Origin of the sequence: Burkholderia sp. LS-044 (genome assembly GCF_004803625.1) — a bacterium.
GTDB lineage: Bacteria > Pseudomonadota > Gammaproteobacteria > Burkholderiales > Burkholderiaceae > Burkholderia > Burkholderia cepacia.
The window spans coordinates 80188-99925 of record NZ_SSWO01000023.1 but is presented as its reverse complement, the minus strand read 5'-3'; the positions used below and the strand labels follow the sequence as shown (position 1 = coordinate 99925).

At 63.8% G+C, this 19738-nt stretch carries 15 protein-coding genes; 14 read left to right on the top strand and 1 reads right to left on the bottom strand.

Features of this window, described 5'->3' with window-relative positions; genetic code table 11:
- Window position 1 precedes the first annotated feature (1 nt).
- Window positions 2-1900, bottom strand: coding sequence for a glycoside hydrolase family 28 protein (locus E9536_RS37045; RefSeq protein WP_136472619.1), 1899 nt, complete (start codon window positions 1898-1900; stop codon window positions 2-4).
- 521 nt (window positions 1901-2421) lie between these two features.
- Between E9536_RS37045 and E9536_RS37040 the strand changes: the two genes are divergently transcribed.
- The 14 genes from E9536_RS37040 to E9536_RS36970 all read left to right on the top strand — a co-directional run bounded on the left by E9536_RS37040 (window position 2422) and on the right by E9536_RS36970 (window position 19684).
- Window positions 2422-3978 carry a methyl-accepting chemotaxis protein gene (locus E9536_RS37040; RefSeq protein WP_136472617.1) on the top strand — a complete coding sequence of 519 codons (1557 nt, stop codon included), beginning with the start codon at window positions 2422-2424 and terminating at the stop codon, window positions 3976-3978.
- Between the two features lie 32 nt (window positions 3979-4010).
- Entirely contained in the window at window positions 4011-5108 is a 1098-nt protein-coding gene (locus E9536_RS37035; protein WP_136472598.1) for a beta-propeller fold lactonase family protein, read from the top strand.
- Between the two features lie 319 nt (window positions 5109-5427).
- Window positions 5428-6573 carry a mandelate racemase/muconate lactonizing enzyme family protein gene (locus E9536_RS37030; RefSeq protein WP_124646518.1) on the top strand — a complete coding sequence of 382 codons (1146 nt, stop codon included), beginning with the start codon at window positions 5428-5430 and terminating at the stop codon, window positions 6571-6573.
- Between the two features lie 118 nt (window positions 6574-6691).
- Window positions 6692-7978, top strand: a complete 1287-nt coding sequence (locus tag E9536_RS37025; RefSeq protein ID WP_124646519.1) for an MFS transporter — start codon at window positions 6692-6694, stop codon at window positions 7976-7978.
- A 544-nt stretch (window positions 7979-8522) separates the two neighbouring features.
- Entirely contained in the window at window positions 8523-9512 is a 990-nt protein-coding gene (locus E9536_RS37020) for an XdhC family protein (protein ID WP_247873553.1), read from the top strand.
- Window positions 9513-9571: 59 nt separating this feature from the next.
- Window positions 9572-10579 (top strand): helix-turn-helix domain-containing protein, encoded by a 1008-nt coding sequence (locus E9536_RS37015; protein WP_136472594.1) that lies wholly within the window; start codon window positions 9572-9574, stop codon window positions 10577-10579.
- A gap of 587 nt (window positions 10580-11166) precedes the next feature.
- Window positions 11167-12318, top strand: coding sequence for an iron-containing alcohol dehydrogenase (locus tag E9536_RS37010; protein WP_136472592.1), 1152 nt, complete (start codon window positions 11167-11169; stop codon window positions 12316-12318).
- A gap of 11 nt (window positions 12319-12329) precedes the next feature.
- The gene (locus tag E9536_RS37005) at window positions 12330-12752 is read left to right on the top strand and encodes a thioesterase family protein (protein WP_136472615.1); all 423 of its coding nucleotides are present in this window, start codon (window positions 12330-12332) and stop codon (window positions 12750-12752) included.
- Window positions 12753-12790: 38 nt separating this feature from the next.
- Window positions 12791-14332, top strand: a complete 1542-nt coding sequence (locus E9536_RS41945) for an enoyl-CoA hydratase-related protein (protein WP_323632000.1) — start codon at window positions 12791-12793, stop codon at window positions 14330-14332.
- Between the two features lie 12 nt (window positions 14333-14344).
- Window positions 14345-15223 (top strand): xanthine dehydrogenase family protein subunit M, encoded by an 879-nt coding sequence (locus E9536_RS36990; protein ID WP_136472590.1) that lies wholly within the window; start codon window positions 14345-14347, stop codon window positions 15221-15223.
- Window positions 15220-15753 carry a (2Fe-2S)-binding protein gene (locus E9536_RS36985; RefSeq protein WP_136472588.1) on the top strand — a complete coding sequence of 178 codons (534 nt, stop codon included), beginning with the start codon at window positions 15220-15222 and terminating at the stop codon, window positions 15751-15753. Before E9536_RS36990 ends, E9536_RS36985 begins: the two co-directional genes overlap by 4 nt.
- Window positions 15750-16511, top strand: a complete 762-nt coding sequence (locus E9536_RS36980; RefSeq protein ID WP_136472586.1) for an N-acyl homoserine lactonase family protein — start codon at window positions 15750-15752, stop codon at window positions 16509-16511. The genes E9536_RS36985 and E9536_RS36980 overlap by 4 nt, the downstream gene beginning before the upstream one ends.
- A complete protein-coding gene (locus E9536_RS36975) occupies window positions 16504-18948 on the top strand; it encodes a xanthine dehydrogenase family protein molybdopterin-binding subunit (protein WP_124522366.1) in 2445 nt (814 codons plus the stop codon). The genes E9536_RS36980 and E9536_RS36975 overlap by 8 nt, the downstream gene beginning before the upstream one ends.
- Window positions 18932-19684 (top strand): SDR family oxidoreductase, encoded by a 753-nt coding sequence (locus E9536_RS36970; RefSeq protein WP_124522364.1) that lies wholly within the window; start codon window positions 18932-18934, stop codon window positions 19682-19684. The genes E9536_RS36975 and E9536_RS36970 overlap by 17 nt, the downstream gene beginning before the upstream one ends.
- Window positions 19685-19738: the final 54 nt, after the last annotated feature.

The following is a 19738-nucleotide window of genomic DNA, read 5'->3' as shown; positions in this document are numbered from 1 at the left end:
ATCAGCGAAGGTCGGTGATCGTGGTGTTGTAGAGTTGCCCCGCGATCAACACGTTCTGCAGGCTAATGCCGTTCACGTTCCACGCATAGATCGGACCCGGCGTGGTGGTGCTGGCCGGCCCCGTTGCGGTGGGCGAGCCGAAGTCGCAGTTCGAGATGGTTACACCGGTGATGGCGGGAATCGTCGGGGTCGGCGCCGGACCGTTGTAGTCGAACGCCACCGGGCCTTGCGCGACGATCGCCTGGAAACACGAGCCGGTCGCGCTGCCGAGCGTGACGTTGGTGGCATTCACGTTAGTGATGTTGACGTTCTGCACGAGCGCCGGGCGCGTCCGGATCGCATCGCCGGCGGGTTGGTAATCGCAATCGAATGTGATCAGGCCGCCCTGCGATGCCGACGGATTGCCCGACGCCAACGTTGCCACGCCGAGCGGCACGGTGCTGTTGATCGGGCTGCCGGCCAGCATCTTGCTGCCGTAGCCGCCGCCCGTCAGGCTCACGCCGTTCGGCAGTGTCACGCCGTTCACATAGAAGTTGCGCACGAAACCGCCGCGATTCATGTTGGTCTTGATGCGGATAGCAATGTTCAGCGAATTGGTCGCCCAGTGCTGGTTCAGCATCGTCAGGTTGCGCGCGTAAACGTTCTCGATGCCGCCGCCCATCTCGCTGCCGAGTGTGATGCCGCCGTGACCGCTGTTCATGGTGCAGTTCTGCACCACGTGGTTCCGTGCCGCGCCGTATTGCGTATCGAGATCCTTGCCCGACTTGATCGCGATGCAATCGTCACCTGTGTTGAAGATCATACCGTCGCACAGCACGTTAGTGCAGGCATCGGGATCGAAGCCGTCGTTGTTCGGGCCGATGCTGTCGGCCATCACGCCGCGAATCACCGCGTTTGTGCAGTCGGTCGGATGGTGCTGCCAGAATGGCGTGTTTTGGGTGTGATAGTTCTCCATTAGGACGTCGGTGCACCCGATGAATTCAACCATGCAGGGCCGCAGGTAATGGCCCAGCCCGAAGATGCGCTGCGCTACCGGCACACCGGCCTCGGACAGCGCGGGCAGGTAGTTCTGATCCTGCTGCCACGGCGTGGCCGGATTGGTCAGCAGCGAATACAAAGCGTCCGGAATACCGGGCGCGGCCGTTTTCAGGTCGACGTTGTTCGGGTTCGTATAGGCCTGCGACGGCGTGGAGGAGCCAGCGCAACCGTAGACACCCGTGTTGCCTTTGTAGGTCCACCAGCAGGTGGCCGTGTTGCCCGAGCCGGCGAACGGCGTCATCGCCTGCCCGTTTAGGATCGAGGTGGTGCCTTCGCCGGTAAGCGCGATATGGCTGGCGTTGCGTGCGTACACTAGCGCGCCGAAGTTCAAGCAGTCGTTGGCCTGCCAGCGGCTATAGAACAGCTTGCCGTTGGCGCCGCAGTCGACGGGGCCGTCCTTGGCGTAGTCGGCCGGGTTTGGGCTGAAGAAGATCGTGCAGTTCGCACTCAGGTGAAAGTTGACGTTGCTCTGCAGCACGATCGGCCCTGCGCAGTACCAAGCGCCGGCCGGCACCACCACGCGTCCGCCGCCCGCTGCCGAGCAGGCTGCGATCGCAGCCAGGAAGGCTGGACGCGAATCCACCGCTCCAGCACCTGGGGTGGCGCCGGCGCCGGGGCTCAGCGGCGATTTGGTAGCATCTGTATACGGGCTGCTTTGCGCAACGACCGAACACGGCTGGGCGCCGTAGGCCTCAACCTGGAAATCGAGGGCAGGGAACGACGACTGCGCGATGCCATTCAGCGAGGCGATGATGTTGGTCGCCAGGCCACTCGGCCCCCAGATTGGATCCGCCGCAGGCACGCTGGCGGGGGGCGGAGTGTTGTCGGTACCACCGCAAGCGCCGAGCAGGGCGCCGCCCATCAGGGCACTGCTGTAGCCGAGGAAATGGCGTCGAGTGATCCTGGGTATGGAGGGATGCCGAACGGTGCCGTCGGGTTGTGGATCGAAGTCGTTGTCGGTCACTGCTGTCTCCGTCTTTTTCTTGTGATCTTGTCGATGAGGCGATACCGTCGCTAGGGCCGTTGTCATACGATGACACGATGATATTATCGCTGAATGCACCAACGCTCCCGTCCGTGTCTACCCTAAGAACAAGCCGTCAGATTGCGCGTTATTATTGCCCCCCATGCGGCATATGAGGTTCACCGGGGTTTAGGCGGATTTCGGTCAACCTCAAAAGGGGGAGAGGTTTCCTGTGGAACAGCGCGAAAATCGTGTATAAGAGGTACGATGTCACATATCAAAATTCGCGACCCATACGCGGGTCACCACGTAACGCACCCCGCAATCCACCCAACAATGCCAGAACGTGCGTGGCTGATGCCCGGGACGTCCCACGTGCCGTCACCGCGGCTGATGACCAAGCAGAGACAGGAACCAAGATGCGCAACATGACGGTGCGAGCCAGCCTGCTCGCGGCACTGACGATGTTTGGGGTGGTGATCGTGATTGGCGGCATCGCCGGCATCGTGTCGCTGCGAATGGCCGATGCGAACGCGCAGCGCCTGCATGAGATTTCGCGCCAAACCATCCTCGTCAACGACGCATACAAGGACAGCACCCGCACGCGTTCGGCGCTGGTGCGCGCCTATAGCGCGCTGAAAGAGCGCAACGACACGGCGGCGCGCGATTCGGCCTTGCAGAGCGCGAATCGCACCTTCGAACGCTCCGCGAGCGAAACCAGCGCATATCGCGACGCAAGTGCATTCGACGGCATGGATTCGGAGCTCAAACGACAACTCGTGGCGTCGTCGGACCGGCTTGCGGCCCTGCTCGCGCGCGCGGCCGACGCGCTGCGCAATAACGACACTGCCGGCTACGTGACCATCAACGACCGCGATGTCACCCGCGCGGGCATGGTGTACTCGGAAAACGTCGAGAAGCTGCAGACACTCGCGAACACCCTGACCGAACAGGCGCTCAACGACGGCAACGCGCGCTACCGGTGGATCCTGGGCTTCGTGGTGGTGGGCGTCGGGCTGGCGCTTGCGCTGATGGTCGTCACGCACGTCGCGCTCACGCGCATCGTGACGCGCCCGCTCGGCGAAGCGGTGGCGGTGCTCGACCGCGTCGCGTCGAACGATCTGACCGTGCGCGTGCCCGAGGCGGGCCGCAACGAATTCGGCCTGCTTTTTGCGGCCATGCGGGGGATGCGCGACGGACTCTCGCGCACCGTGAGCGGCGTGCGAGACAGCTGCGACGCGATCCACACGGCTGCACGCGAGATCGCCGCCGGCAATCTCGACCTGTCGAGCCGCACGGAGCAGCAATCGGCGTCGCTCGAGGAAACCGCCGCGAGCATGGAGGAACTGACCTCGACGGTCAGGCAGAACGCCGCGAACGCCACCGAGGCGAGCACGCTCGCGAGCGGCACGGCGGACCTCGCGCGCCGGGGCGGTGACGTGGTCGGCCGCGTGGTCCGGACAATGCAGGATATCAGTGCAAGCGCGCTTAAGATCGCCGAGATAACGAACATGATCGACAGCATCGCGTTCCAGACCAACATTCTCGCGCTGAATGCGGCCGTCGAATCGGCGCGCGCGGGCGAACAGGGGCGTGGCTTCGCGGTCGTCGCGGGCGAGGTGCGAACGCTCGCGCAGCGCAGCGCCAGCGCGGCGCGCGAGATCAAGGAACTGATCGGCGCCTCGATGAACGAGGTGCGAAACGGCAACGCGTTCGCGGCCGAAGCGGGCGCGGCGATGGAGGAGATCGTGGGCGCCGTGCGCAACGTGGCGACCATCTTGGTGGAAATGTCGTCGGCGACGAGCGAGCAGAGCGCCGGCATACAGCAGGTGGGCGTCGCCGTGAGCCAGATGGATCAAGCCACGCAGCAGAATGCGGCGCTCGTCGAGCAGGCCGCCGCCGCCGCGGATGCGCTGGAGCATCAGGCGCAATCGATGAAGGACGCCGTGGCGGTATTCCGTCTCGGCGAAGCTTGACGGCTTTCACCAACAATAGAAAAAAGGACGAAATGAAAACGACGATGAAGTTGCGCCGCGTGGCGCTGGCGCTCTCGGGCTTGGCCGCATCTTTCGCCGTGCACGCGGCGACGTACGCCTACGTTTCGAACGCCGACAGCCAGGACATCTCGGTGTTCCGCCTCGACGCACGGGCCGGCACGCTCGCCGCGGTCGAAACCGTGCCCGTGAACGGTACCGTTATGCCGATGGCGCTCTCGCCCGACCATCGTCGTCTGTATGCGGGGCTGCGCTCCAAGCCCTACAGCGTCGTGAGTTTCGCCATCAATCCGCTCGACGGCGACCTCGTCGAACTGGGCCGTGCGCCGCTCGCCGAAAGCATGGCATACCTGTCGACCGACATGACCGGCCGCTACCTGATTTCGGCGTCGTACGGCGGCAATCTGCTGGCGGTGAACCGCATCGGCGCGAACGGGGTGGCGGCCAATGTGCAGCAGACCGTCAAGACCGGGCCGATGGCGCATGCCGTCCGCGTGTCGGCGGACAACCGCTATGCGTTCGCATCGGTGCTGGGCGCCGACGCGTGGTTGCGTCTCAAGTTCGACGCCAGCACCGGCGCGCTCACCGAGGACGCGCAGCCCGCGTATTCCCTGCCGAAGGATTCGGGGCCGCGCCATTTCGTGTTTTCCGCTGATAATCGCTTCGTCTACCTGATCGACGAGCTCGACGGCAAGCTGCACGTGCTTGCCTTCAATCGGGCCAACGACACCATCAGGCCGGTCCAGACGATTTCGATCTTGCCGCCCGACTTCAAGGGTGACAAGCCGTGGGGAGCCGATCTGCATCTCACACCGGACAGCCGCTTCCTGTTCATCTCCGAACGAACCTCAAGCACGCTGGGCGCCTATCGCGTGAATACGGCCACGGGCAAGCTGGTGCGGATCGGCACGTACGCGACCGAAAAGCAGCCTCGCGGCTTCAACATCGATCCGTCGGGACGGTATCTGCTCGCGGTGGGGCAGCTGTCGCCGACGTTGAGCCTCTATCGCATCGACGCGAAAACGGGCGGGCTTGCCACGCTCGGCCAATATCCGGTCGGCAAGGGCGCGAACTGGGTCGAACTGGTGAACTTCGACGGATCGAATCGCTGACCGATCCAGGCTGGCTGGCCATCGAGGCAGGCGATGCCGACCCGGGTCCCGTTCACCATCGGCCCGGCGCCCGCGGTTCCATTTTTTCCGCCTGTAACGGTCATAAGATGTCACATAACAAACCCATGTATAAATCATCCCACCTATAAGGGGAAGAGATCTGGAGATATTGCCGTCGGATGGCGTTAGTTGTACGATGACAGACTGCTATGGGAGCCGACGTGACGCAATCGAACGACCTCGCAAAGCTGCCATTGCATTGCACTTTCTGCCGTCGGCCGCTTCCATGCCACCGACCCGCCGCACCGGGAATCTGTTCGTGAAAATCGTCACCATCGAAGTCATTCGCCTCTCGCTCGCATTCGATGCGGGCCGCCGTCCCGTCGCCGCTGTTGAACCGACCGTCGCCGATACGTATAACGCAGCAGACCGCTCGCTGCGTCGCATGGAGTCGCTGCTGGTCAGGCTCACCGATGACGCAGGGCGCGTTGGCTGGGGCGAAGCATTCGGTCATCTGATCAATCCCGTCACGTTCGCCGCGCTCGAAGGCCCGGTTGGCCGTTGGTTCAAGGGCGCCGAATTCGAGCCGACGCGGCACGGGATCGCCACATTGCGTGACGCGGCCGATCGCGCGCTGCATGCGTTCGGCCGCACCGGACCGGTGCTGTACGCATTGTCCGCGATCGACACGGCGCTGCACGACCTCGCCGCGCAGGCGGCCGGCGTGCCGTTGTATCGGTGGCTCGGCGGCCACCGCGACGAGATAGACGTGTATGCGAGCCTGGTCAGCTACGACAACGACCCCGACGAAGTCGCGCGCCACGTGCGGCGGGCGTCGGACGAAGGGTTCGGGCGCATCAAGCTGCACGAGACGCAACGTGCGGCCATCGCGGCCGCGCGTGCGGCATTGCCGGCCGGCAGCGAACTGATGGTCGACGTGAACTGCCCGTGGACGGCGAGCGACGCGCTGCGGCATGTGAGCGAGCTGGCCGACCTGCGGCTCGGCTGGATCGAGGAACCGGTTTGGCCTTGCGACGACGCGGACGGCATCGCGCGTGTGCGCGGCGTCGGCGTGCCGATCGCGGCGGGTGAGAACTCGTCGGGCGTCGCGGGCTTTCGCGACCTGTTCGAACACGGCGCGCTCGACGTCGCGCAGCCAAGCATCGCGAAGATCGGTGGACCGACCGGCATCGCGGAAGTGGTCGCGCTCGCGGCGGAGCACGGCGTGCGGGTCGTGCCGCACTGTTTCTATTACGGAGCGGGGCTGCTGGCGACCGCGCACGTGGTCGCGACGCTACCGGACGATGTAGCGCTCGAAATTCCCTATCTCGACTGGCCCGAGCGGCTGCATGACGCGCAGCGGCCCGGGGCGCGGTTGCGCTTGCCCGATGTGCCCGGGCTTGGCTTCTTGCCGGACCAAGCGGTGCTGGCACGCAACACGATCGCGCACGCGACGATCGGTTGAACGCAGGAACGGTGCGCTCGGCGCACGCACGTGAAACCGTTGCCGGTGTGGCGGCGCAATCGGAAATCAGGAAGCCGGGCGGATGCGCAGGCACGTGCCCGGCTCGACAGGAGACAACATGAAAACACGTTACCGCTGGTGGATCGGCGCGCTGCTCTTCGGCGCCGGCATGCTGAACTATCTCGATCGCGCGGCGCTGTCCGTCGTCGCGCCGATCATCAAGCGCGAACTCGGCATCGACGACGCGCAGATGGGTATCCTGTTCAGCAGCTTCTTCATCGGCTACTGCGTATTCTGCTTCGTCGGCGGCTGGGCCGCGGACCGATTCGGGCCGCGTCGAGTGTTCGCGTGCGCGGCCGGCGTGTGGTCTCTCTTCTGCGGCGCGACCGCGCTCGCCGGGTCGTTCGCGCACCTACTGATCGTACGCGTCGCGTTCGGGATCGGCGAAGGGCCGATGGGGACGACCACCAACAAGGCGATCTCGAACTGGTTCCCGCGCCGCGAAGCGGGACGTGCGGTCGGCTGGACCAACGCGGGGCAGCCGCTCGGTGCGGCCATCGCGGCGCCGATCGTCGGCCTGGTTGCGCTGCAGTTTGGCTGGCGCGTTTCGTTCGTTGTGATCGCCACGCTCGGCTTCGTGTGGCTGGCCGCGTGGTGGGCGTTGTTCCGCGACGATCCGGCGAGCCACCCGCGCGTGTCTCCGGAAGAAGTGCGTGAGATCGCATCCGACCGGACGGTCGGCGTCTCACTGGATGCGCATGCGGACGAGCGTGCTGCGCGTCCGCTGCTGCGCGATCTGCTGTCGCAGCCGGTGCTCGGCGTGGCGCTCGCGTTCTTCAGCTTCAACTATGTGCTCTATTTCTTCCTTTCATGGTTGCCCAGCTATCTCACCGACTACCAGCATCTAAACATCAAGCAGATGAGTGTCGTCGGGATTCTGCCCTGGCTCGGTGCGACCGTCGGTTTCGTGGCCGGCGGCACTGTGTCGGACCGCATCTACCGCCGCACCGGCGACGTGCTGTTCGCGCGCAAGATCGTGATCGTCGTCGGATTGGCTGTAGCGGCGGCTTGCGTGCTGCTGGCGTCACGGGTGAGCTCGCTCGGCGCGGCCGTCACGCTGATCGCGATCGCAAGCCTGTTCGCGTTCATGGCACCGCAGGCTTGCTGGTCGCTTCTGCAGGAAATCGTGCCGCGGGAACGTGTCGGCTCGGCCGGCGGGTTCGTTCATCTGCTCGCGAATCTCGCAGGCATCCTGTCGCCAAGCTTGACCGGCTGGCTCATCCAGTATGGCGGTGGGTATGCAAGTGCGTTCGTGCTCGCGGGTGCATCGGCGCTGGCCGGTGCTGTCATCCTGACGTTCACGGTGCGCGCGCGGGCCGTTGTGCAGATGCGCGGGGCTGCCTGACGAAGTACTCCGTTGAACTAGCAACGCGGGAGTGGGTGACCTGATTTAATCATTATTGATTGATGAAACCGCTCGGCTATACCGTGAGGCTGCCAAAGCCGAGACAAACTACCATCGCCAACTTGGAACAGCCACCGCTGAATCGACATCAAGTTAAACCAACCAGCCTCCCCGATTTCCCGGGGCGGTTCAGTCTGTGTGGAACATCTTGGAAAATAAAGACACCTACCAGAGCCGCACGACTTTAAAGGAGCCGCAGGCGCGAAGTTTATTGAGGCGCGGGGCGCGGTCCTCAAAACGACGCTGGATGGATCTGGGCAAGCCAACGTGACATCAACCGTCAGGGGTTGTAAAACTGGGGCGGACCATAGATTTATTTTGGCTTACGGTTGCCCGAACTGTCGCAGCAACTCGAAGCCTGTCCCTCCGTTCCAAGGGCTATCAAGGTCGAATCCAGTGGCAAATTTTCTAACGTTATAACTTGCATAAATGAACTGATTGGCGTACTGTGGAAGGACCGTGGAGGGAAACCGCGTTGGACAGCATGGATCGAGACGTACTGGAAACTGCCGTCATGTGGCATCGCTCTGGGCGCGCGGTGATGCTCGGCACGGTTCTGAAGACGTGGGGCTCGGCGCCTCGCCCGATCGGCGCGATGGTCGCGCTGCGTGACGATGGTGCCGTGAAGGGTTCCGTATCGGGCGGGTGTCTCGAGGACGATCTGGTCGAGCGCGTGTGGCGCGTCGGATTTTCGGGTTCGACGCCGACCGTTGTAACCTATGGCCTCTCGGCAGACGACGCGCATCGCTTCGGTCTTCCGTGCGGCGGCACGCTGATTATTCTCGTGGAACCGGTCCGGATATCATCGCGGCTGGACGAGGCGCTGGAATGGGTCGGGCGTGGCCGGGCGGTGATCCGCAACGTGAACGCCAATACCGGCGAAGCCGACGTGACGCCGACCGATTCGGCAGCCCCGACCTCGTTCGACGGCGTGTCGCTGCGCGCATGTTACGGGCCGAGCCATCGCCTGCTGATCATCGGTGCGGGGCAACTGTCCGAATATGTTGCGCGCATGGCAGTGGCGCTGGGCTATCACGTCATCGTTTGCGACCCGCGTGAAGAGTATCTCGGGGAATGGTCCGTGCCTCATACCGAAGTATTTCGCAAAATGCCAGACGACCTGATCGCGCGAGTCGGCCTGGATCCGAACACGGCCGTGGTGGCGTTGACGCACGATCCGAAGATCGACGAGCTTGCGTTGATCGAGGCGCTCAAATCTCCGGCGTTCTACGTGGGAGCGGTCGGCGCGCGTGCGAATAACGCGAAGCGTCGGGAACGGCTCAAGCTGTTTGACTTGACCGATACGCAGGTTGCAGCGCTTCATGGTCCGATCGGGCTTCACATCGGAGCTAGGACACCGCCGGAGATTGCGGTGGCGATCATGGCGGAGATGACTTCGCACCGCTACGGCGTGCCGGTCGTGCAGTCGCACGCGCTTCGCGATGCGCCATCGGTTCCGCAATGGATCGAATAGGCGCGCGCGCACCTGTGTTGCGTTGCGCGAATGGCAGATGAAATTTTTTCGATGAACTTATGGTTAAACCCGCCATGCTCGAATCGTCGAGCCACCGTGCGTCGGATGCACGTTTTGCATCGATCGAGCGCTATTCGTCGGTTGCGAGAACCGTCGAGATACTGTCGGACGCGTGGGGATTTCTGGTGCTGCGGGAGTGCTTTTTCGGCGTCAGGCGATTCGAGCAGTTCCAGAGTATCCTGCAGGTGCCGCGTACAACGCTGGTGGAGCGGCTCAAGAAATTCACGACCCTGGGCATACTGAAGAAACGGCTTCCGTCGACGGGCGGTGCCCGCTATGAGTACCGTTTCACGGAGCAAGGCCGCGACCTGTACGCGACGATGATCGCGTTGCTCGCGTTCGGCGACCGTTGGCTTGCGGGCGGCGCGCAGCCTCCGTTGAAGCTCATTCACAAGACCTGCAAATGCGATTGCGCACCGCGCGTCGTGTGCTCGCACTGCCACGCTGGCATTGACCCGAGGTCCGTCCACTATCGCGACGGGCCGGGGGCGGGCGGCGAGGAGCGTAGCATCGAACGCAAGCGCTCGCGCCGGAATTCGGACGTGAGCGTCCTCGAGCGCATTCGGCCATGCTCGGTCGCGCGAACGTTGCAGATCATCGGTGACCGCTGGAGCTTCCTCGTGATCCGGGAATTCTTTTACGGTGTTCGACGCTTCGACGAGTTTCAGTCGCGCCTGGGTATCGCCACCAACATCCTGTCGGACCGGCTGCAGCGACTCGTGGAGCAGGGTATCGCGGAGAAGCGGCTGTATCAGGAGAAGCCGAAACGTTACGAGTACCGGCTGACCGAAATGGGCCGCGACTTGTATGGGCCGCTGCTGGTGATGATGGCTTGGGGTGACAAGTGGCTGTCTGGCGGAAAAGCGCCGTTGAAACTGCGGCACCGAGAGTGTGACCACGATTTTCATGCAATCGTCGTATGCGACAAATGCGACGCCGAACTCGATCCGCGTGAAATGTCATACGTACTGCGGTATGCGTTGCCGGTAGAGCTCGACGTCGCCTGACTCGCGCTTCTCGATGCCGCGTGGCGCCCGAGCGCGCGTACGGCGGCAGATCGATTCATCAGGATGGCGGCGCCTGTCTTCTCGCCCGGTGGGCCTGGCAGCCGGCTGGGCGTTTCGTTCAAAGCGCGCCGGCGGACTGCGCGCGTGGCGATTTGCCTAGTCATCCCCTTTTCCCCTTCCTCATGGTTTGGTGCGCCTGATCGACTGCACGTATCGCCACGCGCATCTAGTCGCGCGCGGACTCTTGCCGCGTCCCGATTCGACCTTGCAGCAGACGTTAACCTTGTGGGCATGCCCGGTACACAACAACCAGGAAGGTATCGGAAATGCAAGCGATCTATACGTTCACGATTCCATATTGGAACGGCTGCGCCCACACGCGAAAGAGACGACCGCATACGCGCGGAATGCTTCAATACATCAGCCAATAACGGCTGGATAGCCGCGCGGCGTCATACATGACAAGTTGTCGAACAAGGGACTTGCAAATCAGAATTTCGCTCACTATAGTCCACTTATGCAAGTTAGTTTGACGTCACGACATCGTCGTCGATTCCGTGATTCCGTGATCGGGTGGAGGAGCAAAATTGAACGCATTTGAGTTTCAGTCGAACAGGTCGACGATCGTCGAGGCCGGTGCCTCGGCGCGCCTTGGAGAAATCGTCGGCCGGCTGGGTTGTCGCTCGGTCTTTCTCGTGACCGATCGCGGCATCGTCGATAACGGTCTGCTGAAGCCGGCTCTTGAAAGCCTCGAGGCAGTCGGCATGGCCGTAACGGTGTATGCAGACGTGCAGGCCGATCCGCCGGCTCATGTTGTGAACGGTGCGGCCGATGCGGCGGTGTCCGCGCGGGCCGACTGCGTGGTCGGTATCGGCGGCGGCAGCTCATTAGACGTTGCGAAACTGGTGGCGCTTCTCGCGCGCCGGACGGAAAAGCTGGACGACGTCTACGGCGTTGGCGTCGCGAAGGGACCGCGACTGCCGCTGGTGTTGCTCCCCACGACTGCGGGAACGGGATCCGAGGTCACGCCGATTTCGATCGTGACAACCGGCGACGGAGAGAAGAAGGGCGTTGTCTCGCCGGTTCTGCTGCCGGACATTGCGGTGCTCGATGCGGATCTGACGCTGAGCCTGCCGCCCGCGGTCACGGCGGCGACGGGCATCGACGCCATGGTTCATGCGATCGAGGCGTACACCAGCAAGCGCCTGAAGAATCCGGTCTCCGATTGCCTCGCGAAGGAAGCGCTTCGCTTGCTCGGCGCCAACATTGGCGAGGCCTGTGCCAACGCCGCCAATCGCGACGCACGCCAGGCAATGCTGCTCGGCGCGATGCTGGCCGGTCTCGCGTTCGCCAATGCGCCCGTAGCAGGCGTGCATGCGCTGGCGTATCCGATAGGCGCGCGCTTTCATGTTCCGCACGGGCTGTCGAACTCGCTCGTTCTGCCGGCGGTCATGCGTTTCAACCTCGATGCCGCGGCTGACCGGTATGCGGAGCTTGCCGCCGTTCTGATGCCGGACGTCACGGGAAATACCGGTGCGCGTGCGAACGCGCTGGTCGCGCGGCTAACTGCGTTACCGAAGGCGCTCGGTTTGCCGACACGGCTGTCGGCCGTCGGTATCGGCCACGGCGATATCGCGACACTGGCCGAAGACGCGATGCGTCAAACCCGTTTGCTCGTGAACAACCCGCGCGAGATTTCCCTTCAGGATGCGGCTGCGCTTTACGAGGAGGTTCTGTGAGCCAGAAAAAAATGCCGTCGCGCCGAGCCCAATATCCTCACTTCAGTGCCATCCAGACGCGCTGGTCCGACAACGATTCCTACGGGCACGTGAACAACGTCGTCTATTACGCGTACTTCGATACGGCAGTCAATCGGCATTTGATCGAACGCGGCGTGCTCGATATTGCAAATAGCCCCGTTATCGGCCTGGTGGTCGACACGCGTTGCACGTACTTCTCGTCGATCGGCTTTCCCGACGTCGTCCATGTCGGCATGAAGGTCGTGCATCTCGGCAACAGTAGCGTGCGCTACGAGATCGCGCTGTTTCGCAACGACGCCGACACGGCTTCGGCGATCGGCGAGTTCGTACACGTCTATGTCGATCGGGCAACGAACGGCCCGGTGCCGGTTCCGCCCGAAGTCCGGCAAGTCTTGCAGTCGTTGATGGCCTGACGCGCCGGTTGCGACAAGTGTCCTGGAGGAGAGAACAAATGGAAATGGTAGGAGAGGCGCGGTTGCAAGCATCCCGCGAGACCGTGTGGAACGCGCTCAACGATCCGGCGGTGCTGCAGGCCAGCATCCCGGGGTGCGAAGTGCTCGAGAAGAGCGCCGACAACGAATTTACCGCGACGGTGGTGTCGAAGGTCGGGCCGATCAAGGCGCGGTTCGCCGGCAAGGTGACGTTGTCGAATATCGCCGCCCCCGTCAGTTACACGCTGACGGGTGAAGGGTCTGGCGGCGCGGCAGGCTTCGCGCGTGCCGACATTGACGTGGCGCTCGAAGCGCTCGAGCAGGATGTCACGCTGCTTCGATACGGCGTCAAGGCAAATGTCGGCGGCAAGCTGGCGCAGTTGGGTTCGCGAATGATCGATGCGGCGGCGCGCAAGTCGGCAGACGATTTCTTCGATCTGTTCGCGAGGCAGGTCGGCACGAAAGTGGCCAATGGTGAACAGGAGACGTCGTCATCGACGATGGGCGTCGATGCACTGTTGGCGGCCGTGTCGATCGAGCGTCCGGTCGTTGCGCCAGCTTACGCGGAACTGGCCGTCGCCGCTGGACCCCTGGCGCCGCGGCAACGTGCCGAACCCGTCGGCGCCGCTGCGCCGCAGGCTCGCTCGTCCGCGGCGAACGGCGCACCTGCGGCCCCGTTGGCCGATCTTCAGGCGGAGGTGACGGATGCGTTGATGACCGAGAAGATCAAGGTGTGGATCTCCGATCAGATCGCGGTCGTCACCTTGAACCGGCCGCGCAGTCGCAACGCGATGACATACGGGATGTGGCTCGCGATGCCGTCGGTCATGACCGCTCTCGAACGAAATCCCGAGGTGCGGGCCGTGTTGCTGACCGGCGCGGGCGACGACTTCTGCGCCGGGGCCGACATCTCCGAGTTCGAGAAAGTGCGCGCCGACGCCGGCCAGGCGAACGCGTACGAGATTGCGGTGGATGCGTGCTGCGATGCGATCGCGAACATCTCGAAGCCGACCATCGCCGTATTGCGCGGCTACTGCCTGGGCGGCGGCGCGCATCTGGCGATGTCGTGCGACTTCCGCTTCGCGGCACCCGACGCCACGTTCGGCATTCCGGCGGCGCGCCTGTCCATCATCTACGGCGTGCGTGGGACGCGCAAGCTGTTGTCGCTGGTGGGGGTGTCGCAAGCGAAGAAGATACTCTACGGCGCAGAGCGATTCGATGCGCGTGCGGCACGCGACATCGGATTCTTGGACCGGATCGCCGGAGACGACGCGCAGGTCGCGCCGCTCTCGTGGTGGCAGCGGGTGACCGGCGGCAAGCCGCGTGCAAGGACGACCGATCCGATGGCCGATGCGCGCGCGTTCGCGAGAACGATGGCGGCCAACGCGCCGCTGAGCGTGGCGGGTGCGAAATACCAGCTGAACGGGATGGCGATGGGCACCGGCGCGCTGGATCTCGATCGAGCCGAAGCGATGATCGCGGCGGCAGCCGGTAGCGACGACTATCGAGAAGGCCGGGCCGCGTTCGCCGAAAAGCGCGCAGCGAAATTCCAGGGACGTTGATCGGAGGAACCGATGAAACCGGCACCGTTTGATTATTGTTGCCCGGACTCCGTCGACGAGGCGATCGCCGCGCTGGCAGCCTGCCGCGGCGATGCGAAATTGATGGCCGGCGGCCAAAGCCTGATGCCGATGCTGAATTTTCGTGTGGTGCGTCCCGCGATGATCGTCGACATCCGCAAACTGGTCGAGCTCGACTACGTGCGCGAGCGTGAGGACGGCGGACTCGCGGTGGGTGCGCTGACGCGTCACCGCGTGCTCGAGACGTCGCGCCAGGTCGCCCGACATTTTCCGGTCATTCCGGACACGATGCGCCATGTCGCCCACCTCGCGATCCGCAATCGCGGCACGATTGGCGGAAGCCTGTCGCATGCCGATCCGGCTGCGGAGTTGCCGATGCTGGCGCGATTGCTGGATGCGACGATCGTCGCGCGTTCGCCCCACGGCGAGCGCAGGATCGCGGCGGCCGATTTCTTCGTCGCGCCACTCACGACGATGCTCGACGATGACGAGATGGTCGTTCGCGTCGATTTTCCGGGCGTGAAGCCCGGGACCGGCTGGTGTTTCGAGGAATTCTCGCGTCGCGCAGGTGACTTTGCGCTGGCCGCCGTGGGCGTGCTGCTGGATGTCCGCGACGGCGTGATTCACGATGCGCGCGTCGCGATGATGGGAGTAGGCGACACGCCGTTGCGGCGCACCGACTCGGAAGCGATCCTGCGCGGCAAGCCATTGTCCGACGTGCTCGTGGAGGAGGCGGCGGAAGCCGCGTGCGACGGACTGTCGCCCGCCATGGATCTGCACGCTTCGCCGGCATACCGCCGCCATCTCGCGGGCGTGCTGGCGCGGCGTGCGATACGCAGCGCATGGCGCCGTGCTTCAGGAGTCCCGCAATGAACGAACATGACATTGCCCGCAAACCCGTCTGGATGATCGTCAATGGCACGGTCGTCGAGCGCAGCGTCGAACCGCGCCTGCTTCTGTCCGATTTCTTGCGACACGACCTGTCGCTGACCGGCACGCACGTTGGTTGCGAGCACGGTGTATGCGGGGCATGCACCGTGATCGTCGACGGCGATAGCGTGCGGTCCTGCCTGATGCTGGCGATCTCGGCCGACGGTTGCGACGTGCGTACCGTGGAGAGCATGGGTACACCCGATTCGCTGTGCCCGCTGCAGGAGGCGTTCCGTGAACATCATGGCCTTCAGTGCGGGTTCTGTACGCCCGGCATGCTGGCGACCTGCACCGATGCGTTGCAGAAATACCCGCTCGACAGCGATGACGAGATTCGCGACGCGCTGTCCGGAAATCTTTGCCGCTGTACCGGCTACCAGGGCATCGTCGAAGCCGTCCGTGTTTGCGTAACGGCGCGCGACGCATTGCGGCAAGCCGCCGGTTCAGAGCCAATCGAGGATAACCAACAATGAAAATGCATGTTCTGAATGGCGGCCGGCTCCGGATGCGCAAGAGTGTCTATCTTCCTGAAGCCGAGCGAAGCGAAACGATCGATCTGCCGGTGGCGTGCATGCTGTTTCGGCATGGTCAGGGAAACGTATTATTCGACACCGGATGCCACCCGCAGGTCGTCGACGATGCCGCCGCTCGCTGGGGGGCGATGGCGAAGGCCATGACGCCGATCGCCGGACCGGAAGACAACGTCATCTCGGAGTTGAAGACGCTCGGGCTCGGCGCGGACGATATCGACGTGGTCATTAACTCCCATCTGCATTCTGATCACTGCGGCTGCAATGCGTTCTTCAAGCGAGCGACGTTCTTCTGTCATGCGAAGGAGCTGGCGGCCGCGCAGGGCGAAGAGGCGCTGCAGCGCGGCTACATTCCCGCCGACTGGCAGCATCCGATGCCGACCGAACTCGTCGACGGGGAGCGCGACGTCTTCGGCGATGGAAAGATGCTGCTGGTGCCGTTGCCGGGGCATACGCCAGGGAGCCTGGGCATGCTCGCGACGCTGGAGTGCGACGGCGCCTTCCTGCTGGCAGCCGATGCCGTTGCCCTGCGCATGAACTTGACGAATGAAGTCATGCCGCGCAACACGTGGGACCCCGATGCCGCATTGTCGTCCGTCAACGAAATCCGGCGGATGGAACGAGGTGGCGCCAGCGTGATCTTCGGCCACGATCCGCAACAGTGGGAGACGCTTCGCAAGGGGGCACACGCGTATGAGTAAGCCGCGTCATGATCCAGGTGCGCCGCTGGACGCCGATGTCGGCACGGACAAACTGCCGCGCGGCGGTTTCGTCGGGCAGTCGGTGCGTCGATTCGAGGACGCGAGACTGCTCACCGGGCTCGGCCGTTATGTCGATGATCGCCCGGCGGGAAATGCGCTTCATCTCGCGATCTTGCGCAGCGACCAGGCGCATGCGCGCATCCGCGCGATTCGCACCGACGCCGCACGGGCGATGGACGGCGTATTCGGCATCTATTCGTGGGCGGATCTGGCTGGCCTCGTGAAGCCGGCCATCGCAGTATCGCGCATGGCGGATTATCAACCCACGCCGATTCACGCGCTCGCGGACGGCGTGGTGCACTTCGTCGGCGAACCCGTCATCGCGGTGCTCGCCGATAGCCGCTATCTGGCCGAGGATGCGCGGGATGCCATCGAGATCGAATACGAACCGCTGCCGGTCGAGACCGATGCCGAGGCGGCCGCACAGCCCGGGGCGCCCTTGCTGCACGAAGGGCTGACGAGCAACGTGCTGGTCGAACGCCGATTCGTGCGCGGCGAGATCGACGAAGCATTCGCGAACGCGTCCGTCACCGTTGGCGGACGCTTCCGGTTTCACCGGAAGATGCCGACCGCCATGGAGCCTCGCACCTATATCGCGGAAGTGGACCCCGGCCGGGATGCGCTGACGCTCTACACGTCGAGCCAGATACCGGGAATCGTGCGTGATGCGATGGCGGATCTGCTCGACATGCCAGGCAACCGGCTGACGGTGATCGCGCCCGATGTCGGCGGGGGATTTGGCGGCAAGACCTCGGTCTATCAGGAGGAAATGCTCGTATGCGTGCTCGCGCGCAAGATCGGGCGCGCGGTGCGCTGGAGCGGCGACCGGCTCGAGGACATGCTGTCGACGAGCCAGGCCTTCGACGAACGGGTCGACGCGCAGCTCGCACTGGATCGCGATGGCCGGATTCTGGGTCTGCGTGCAGAAGTGATCGGAGATGTGGGCGCGTATTCAATTTATCCGTGGACCGCCGGCATCGAGCCGGTTCAGGTCATCAGTTTTCTGCCGGGGCCGTACCGGGTGCCTGCGTACCACGGACACGTCCGGGGGGTGACGACACCCAAGGCGCCGACCGGACCCTATCGCGGCGTGGGACGACCGACGTCGACGTTCGCGATGGAGCGCTTGATGGATCTGGCGGCAAAGCGCATCAGAATGGATCCGACGGAGTTGCGGTTGCGCAACCTCGTGCGTCCGGAGGAGTTCCCGTATCGCACGCCGGTCGGCATCGTGTGGGATCAATCGGCGTTCATCGAAGGACTCGAGGCGGCCAAAGAACGGTTCGGCTACACCGCCGCGAGGCAGGCACAGGAGCAGGCGCGTACCGAAGGGCGCTGGGTAGGCATCGGCGTTGCCTGTTATGCGGAACTGTCCGGCATCGGTTCGCGCATTTCCGCGTCGCCAGGCATGCCGATCAACACCGGCACTGATACGTGCGTGATCCAGCTCGATTCGACCGGAGCGGTCACGGCATCGTTCGGGTGCGCGTCGCATGGTCAGGGACACGAAACGACGCTCGCTCAGGTCCTGGCTGACGAACTTGGTGCACGCATTGAAGATCTACGCGTGATCACCGGCAATAGTGCCGCCGTCCCGCACGGTACCGGCAGTTACGCCAGCCGCACCGCCGTCATCAGCAGCGGGGCTGGAATGCTGGCAGCGCGCGAGCTGCGCGCGCGGATGCTGCGCGTCGCCGGCCATCTGCTCGACGTGTCGCCGGAAGATCTCGACGTGGTCGAGAGCGTCATTCACGTGCGCTGGAGCGACGCTCGCCTCTCGTTCGCCGACCTGGCGAAGGCGCTCTATTCGCAGATGGGACGCGTGCCGCTGGAGTTCCGGGAGGATCTTTGCGTCAGTCGGGTGTACGACCCGGTGGTAGGCACGACAAGTTCGTCCACGCATCTCGTTCAGGTGGAAATCGATCCCGAAACGTATGGCGTTCACGTTCAGCGATACGTGATCGCGGAGGATTGCGGACGGGTGATCAATCCGTTGATCGTCGCGGGGCAGACGCGTGGCGCCGTGACGCAGGGCATCGGTGCGGCACTTCTGGAAGAAGTCGTGTACGACGCCGACGGGCAATTGCTGACCGCGAGCCTCGTCGACTACCTGCTGCCGTCGGCACCGGAAGTCCCGACGTTCGATCTCGTGCACCTCGAAAAGCTGGCACCCAATACGCTGGGTGGCTTTCGCGGCATGGGCGAGGGCGGGACGATCGGCTCGCCTGCCGCTATCGCGAATGCAATTGCCGATGCGCTGTCGCCGCTGAACGTCGACATATCGGAGTTGCCGGTGACGCCCGAACGTCTGTATCGCCTCATTCATTCATCCCTCATTGAATCAACCAAGGAGCAACAAGATGGAATTCAGACTTGACGGAAAGGTCGCGCTCGTCACCGGCGGCGCCCGGGACGTGGGTCGGGAAATCGCGCAGGGATTGGCAGCCGAGGGCGCGAGCGTAGTGATCAACTATCACGGCTCGAAGGCCGCGGCCGATGCGGTCGTCGAGGAGATCCGCGCGCAAGGCGGGCGCGGGATGGCAATCGGCTGCGACATCTCTGACCGTCGTGCCGTGGACCGGATGATCGACGAGACCGTCGAGGTATTCGGCGGTCTCAACATCCTCGTCAATAACGCCGGGCTTGTCATCCGCAAGCGTTTTCTCGATTCCCATCCGGACGAATGGCGCAAGCAGATCGACGTGTGCCTTTACGGCACGCTGAACTGCACGCATGCGGCGTTACCTCATCTCGAACGGCAGAAAGGCAGCGGCCGAATCATCACGATCACGGGCGATTCGTCGCGGGTTGGCGAATCCGGGCTGGCGATTGGCGCGGCCGCGCGCGCGGCGAATATCGCGCTGATGAAATCGATCGCACGCGAAACACGCTCGGGCACGACAGCCAATGCGCTGGCGCTTGGGCTGATCGAGACTGCACACGATCCGGAATTTCTTGAGGCGAACCTGGAACGGCTGGTCAAGCTCTATCCGCTTCGACGTCTCGGTCAGCCGCACGACGTTGCACCCATGGCGGTCCTGCTTGCATCGGAAAAGGGGAGCTGGATTACCGGTCAGGTGATCAGCATCAGCGGCGGCTTCAGCATGGTCTGACGGCGCAATCCCGGGTGTTTTTTCCGCCATCTGACACATCAGCGCCGCCAAACG

Excerpts from the sequence above, each read along its gene's own strand:
- E9536_RS37045 (WP_136472619.1), bottom strand. The coding sequence starts at position 1,900 with ATGGGCGGCGCCCTGCTCGGCGCTTGCGGTGGTACCGACAACACTCCG.
- E9536_RS37040 (WP_136472617.1), top strand. The coding sequence starts at position 2,422 with ATGCGCAACATGACGGTGCGAGCCAGCCTGCTCGCGGCACTGACGATG.
- E9536_RS37035 (WP_136472598.1), top strand. The coding sequence starts at position 4,011 with ATGAAAACGACGATGAAGTTGCGCCGCGTGGCGCTGGCGCTCTCGGGC.
- E9536_RS37025 (WP_124646519.1), top strand. The coding sequence starts at position 6,692 with ATGAAAACACGTTACCGCTGGTGGATCGGCGCGCTGCTCTTCGGCGCC.
- E9536_RS37020 (WP_247873553.1), top strand. The coding sequence starts at position 8,523 with ATGGATCGAGACGTACTGGAAACTGCCGTCATGTGGCATCGCTCTGGG.
- E9536_RS37015 (WP_136472594.1), top strand. The coding sequence starts at position 9,572 with ATGGTTAAACCCGCCATGCTCGAATCGTCGAGCCACCGTGCGTCGGAT.
- E9536_RS37005 (WP_136472615.1), top strand. The coding sequence starts at position 12,330 with ATGCCGTCGCGCCGAGCCCAATATCCTCACTTCAGTGCCATCCAGACG.
- E9536_RS41945 (WP_323632000.1), top strand. The coding sequence starts at position 12,791 with ATGGAAATGGTAGGAGAGGCGCGGTTGCAAGCATCCCGCGAGACCGTG.
- E9536_RS36990 (WP_136472590.1), top strand. The coding sequence starts at position 14,345 with ATGAAACCGGCACCGTTTGATTATTGTTGCCCGGACTCCGTCGACGAG.
- E9536_RS36985 (WP_136472588.1), top strand. The coding sequence starts at position 15,220 with ATGAACGAACATGACATTGCCCGCAAACCCGTCTGGATGATCGTCAAT.
- E9536_RS36980 (WP_136472586.1), top strand. The coding sequence starts at position 15,750 with ATGAAAATGCATGTTCTGAATGGCGGCCGGCTCCGGATGCGCAAGAGT.
- E9536_RS36975 (WP_124522366.1), top strand. The coding sequence starts at position 16,504 with ATGAGTAAGCCGCGTCATGATCCAGGTGCGCCGCTGGACGCCGATGTC.
- E9536_RS36970 (WP_124522364.1), top strand. The coding sequence starts at position 18,932 with ATGGAATTCAGACTTGACGGAAAGGTCGCGCTCGTCACCGGCGGCGCC.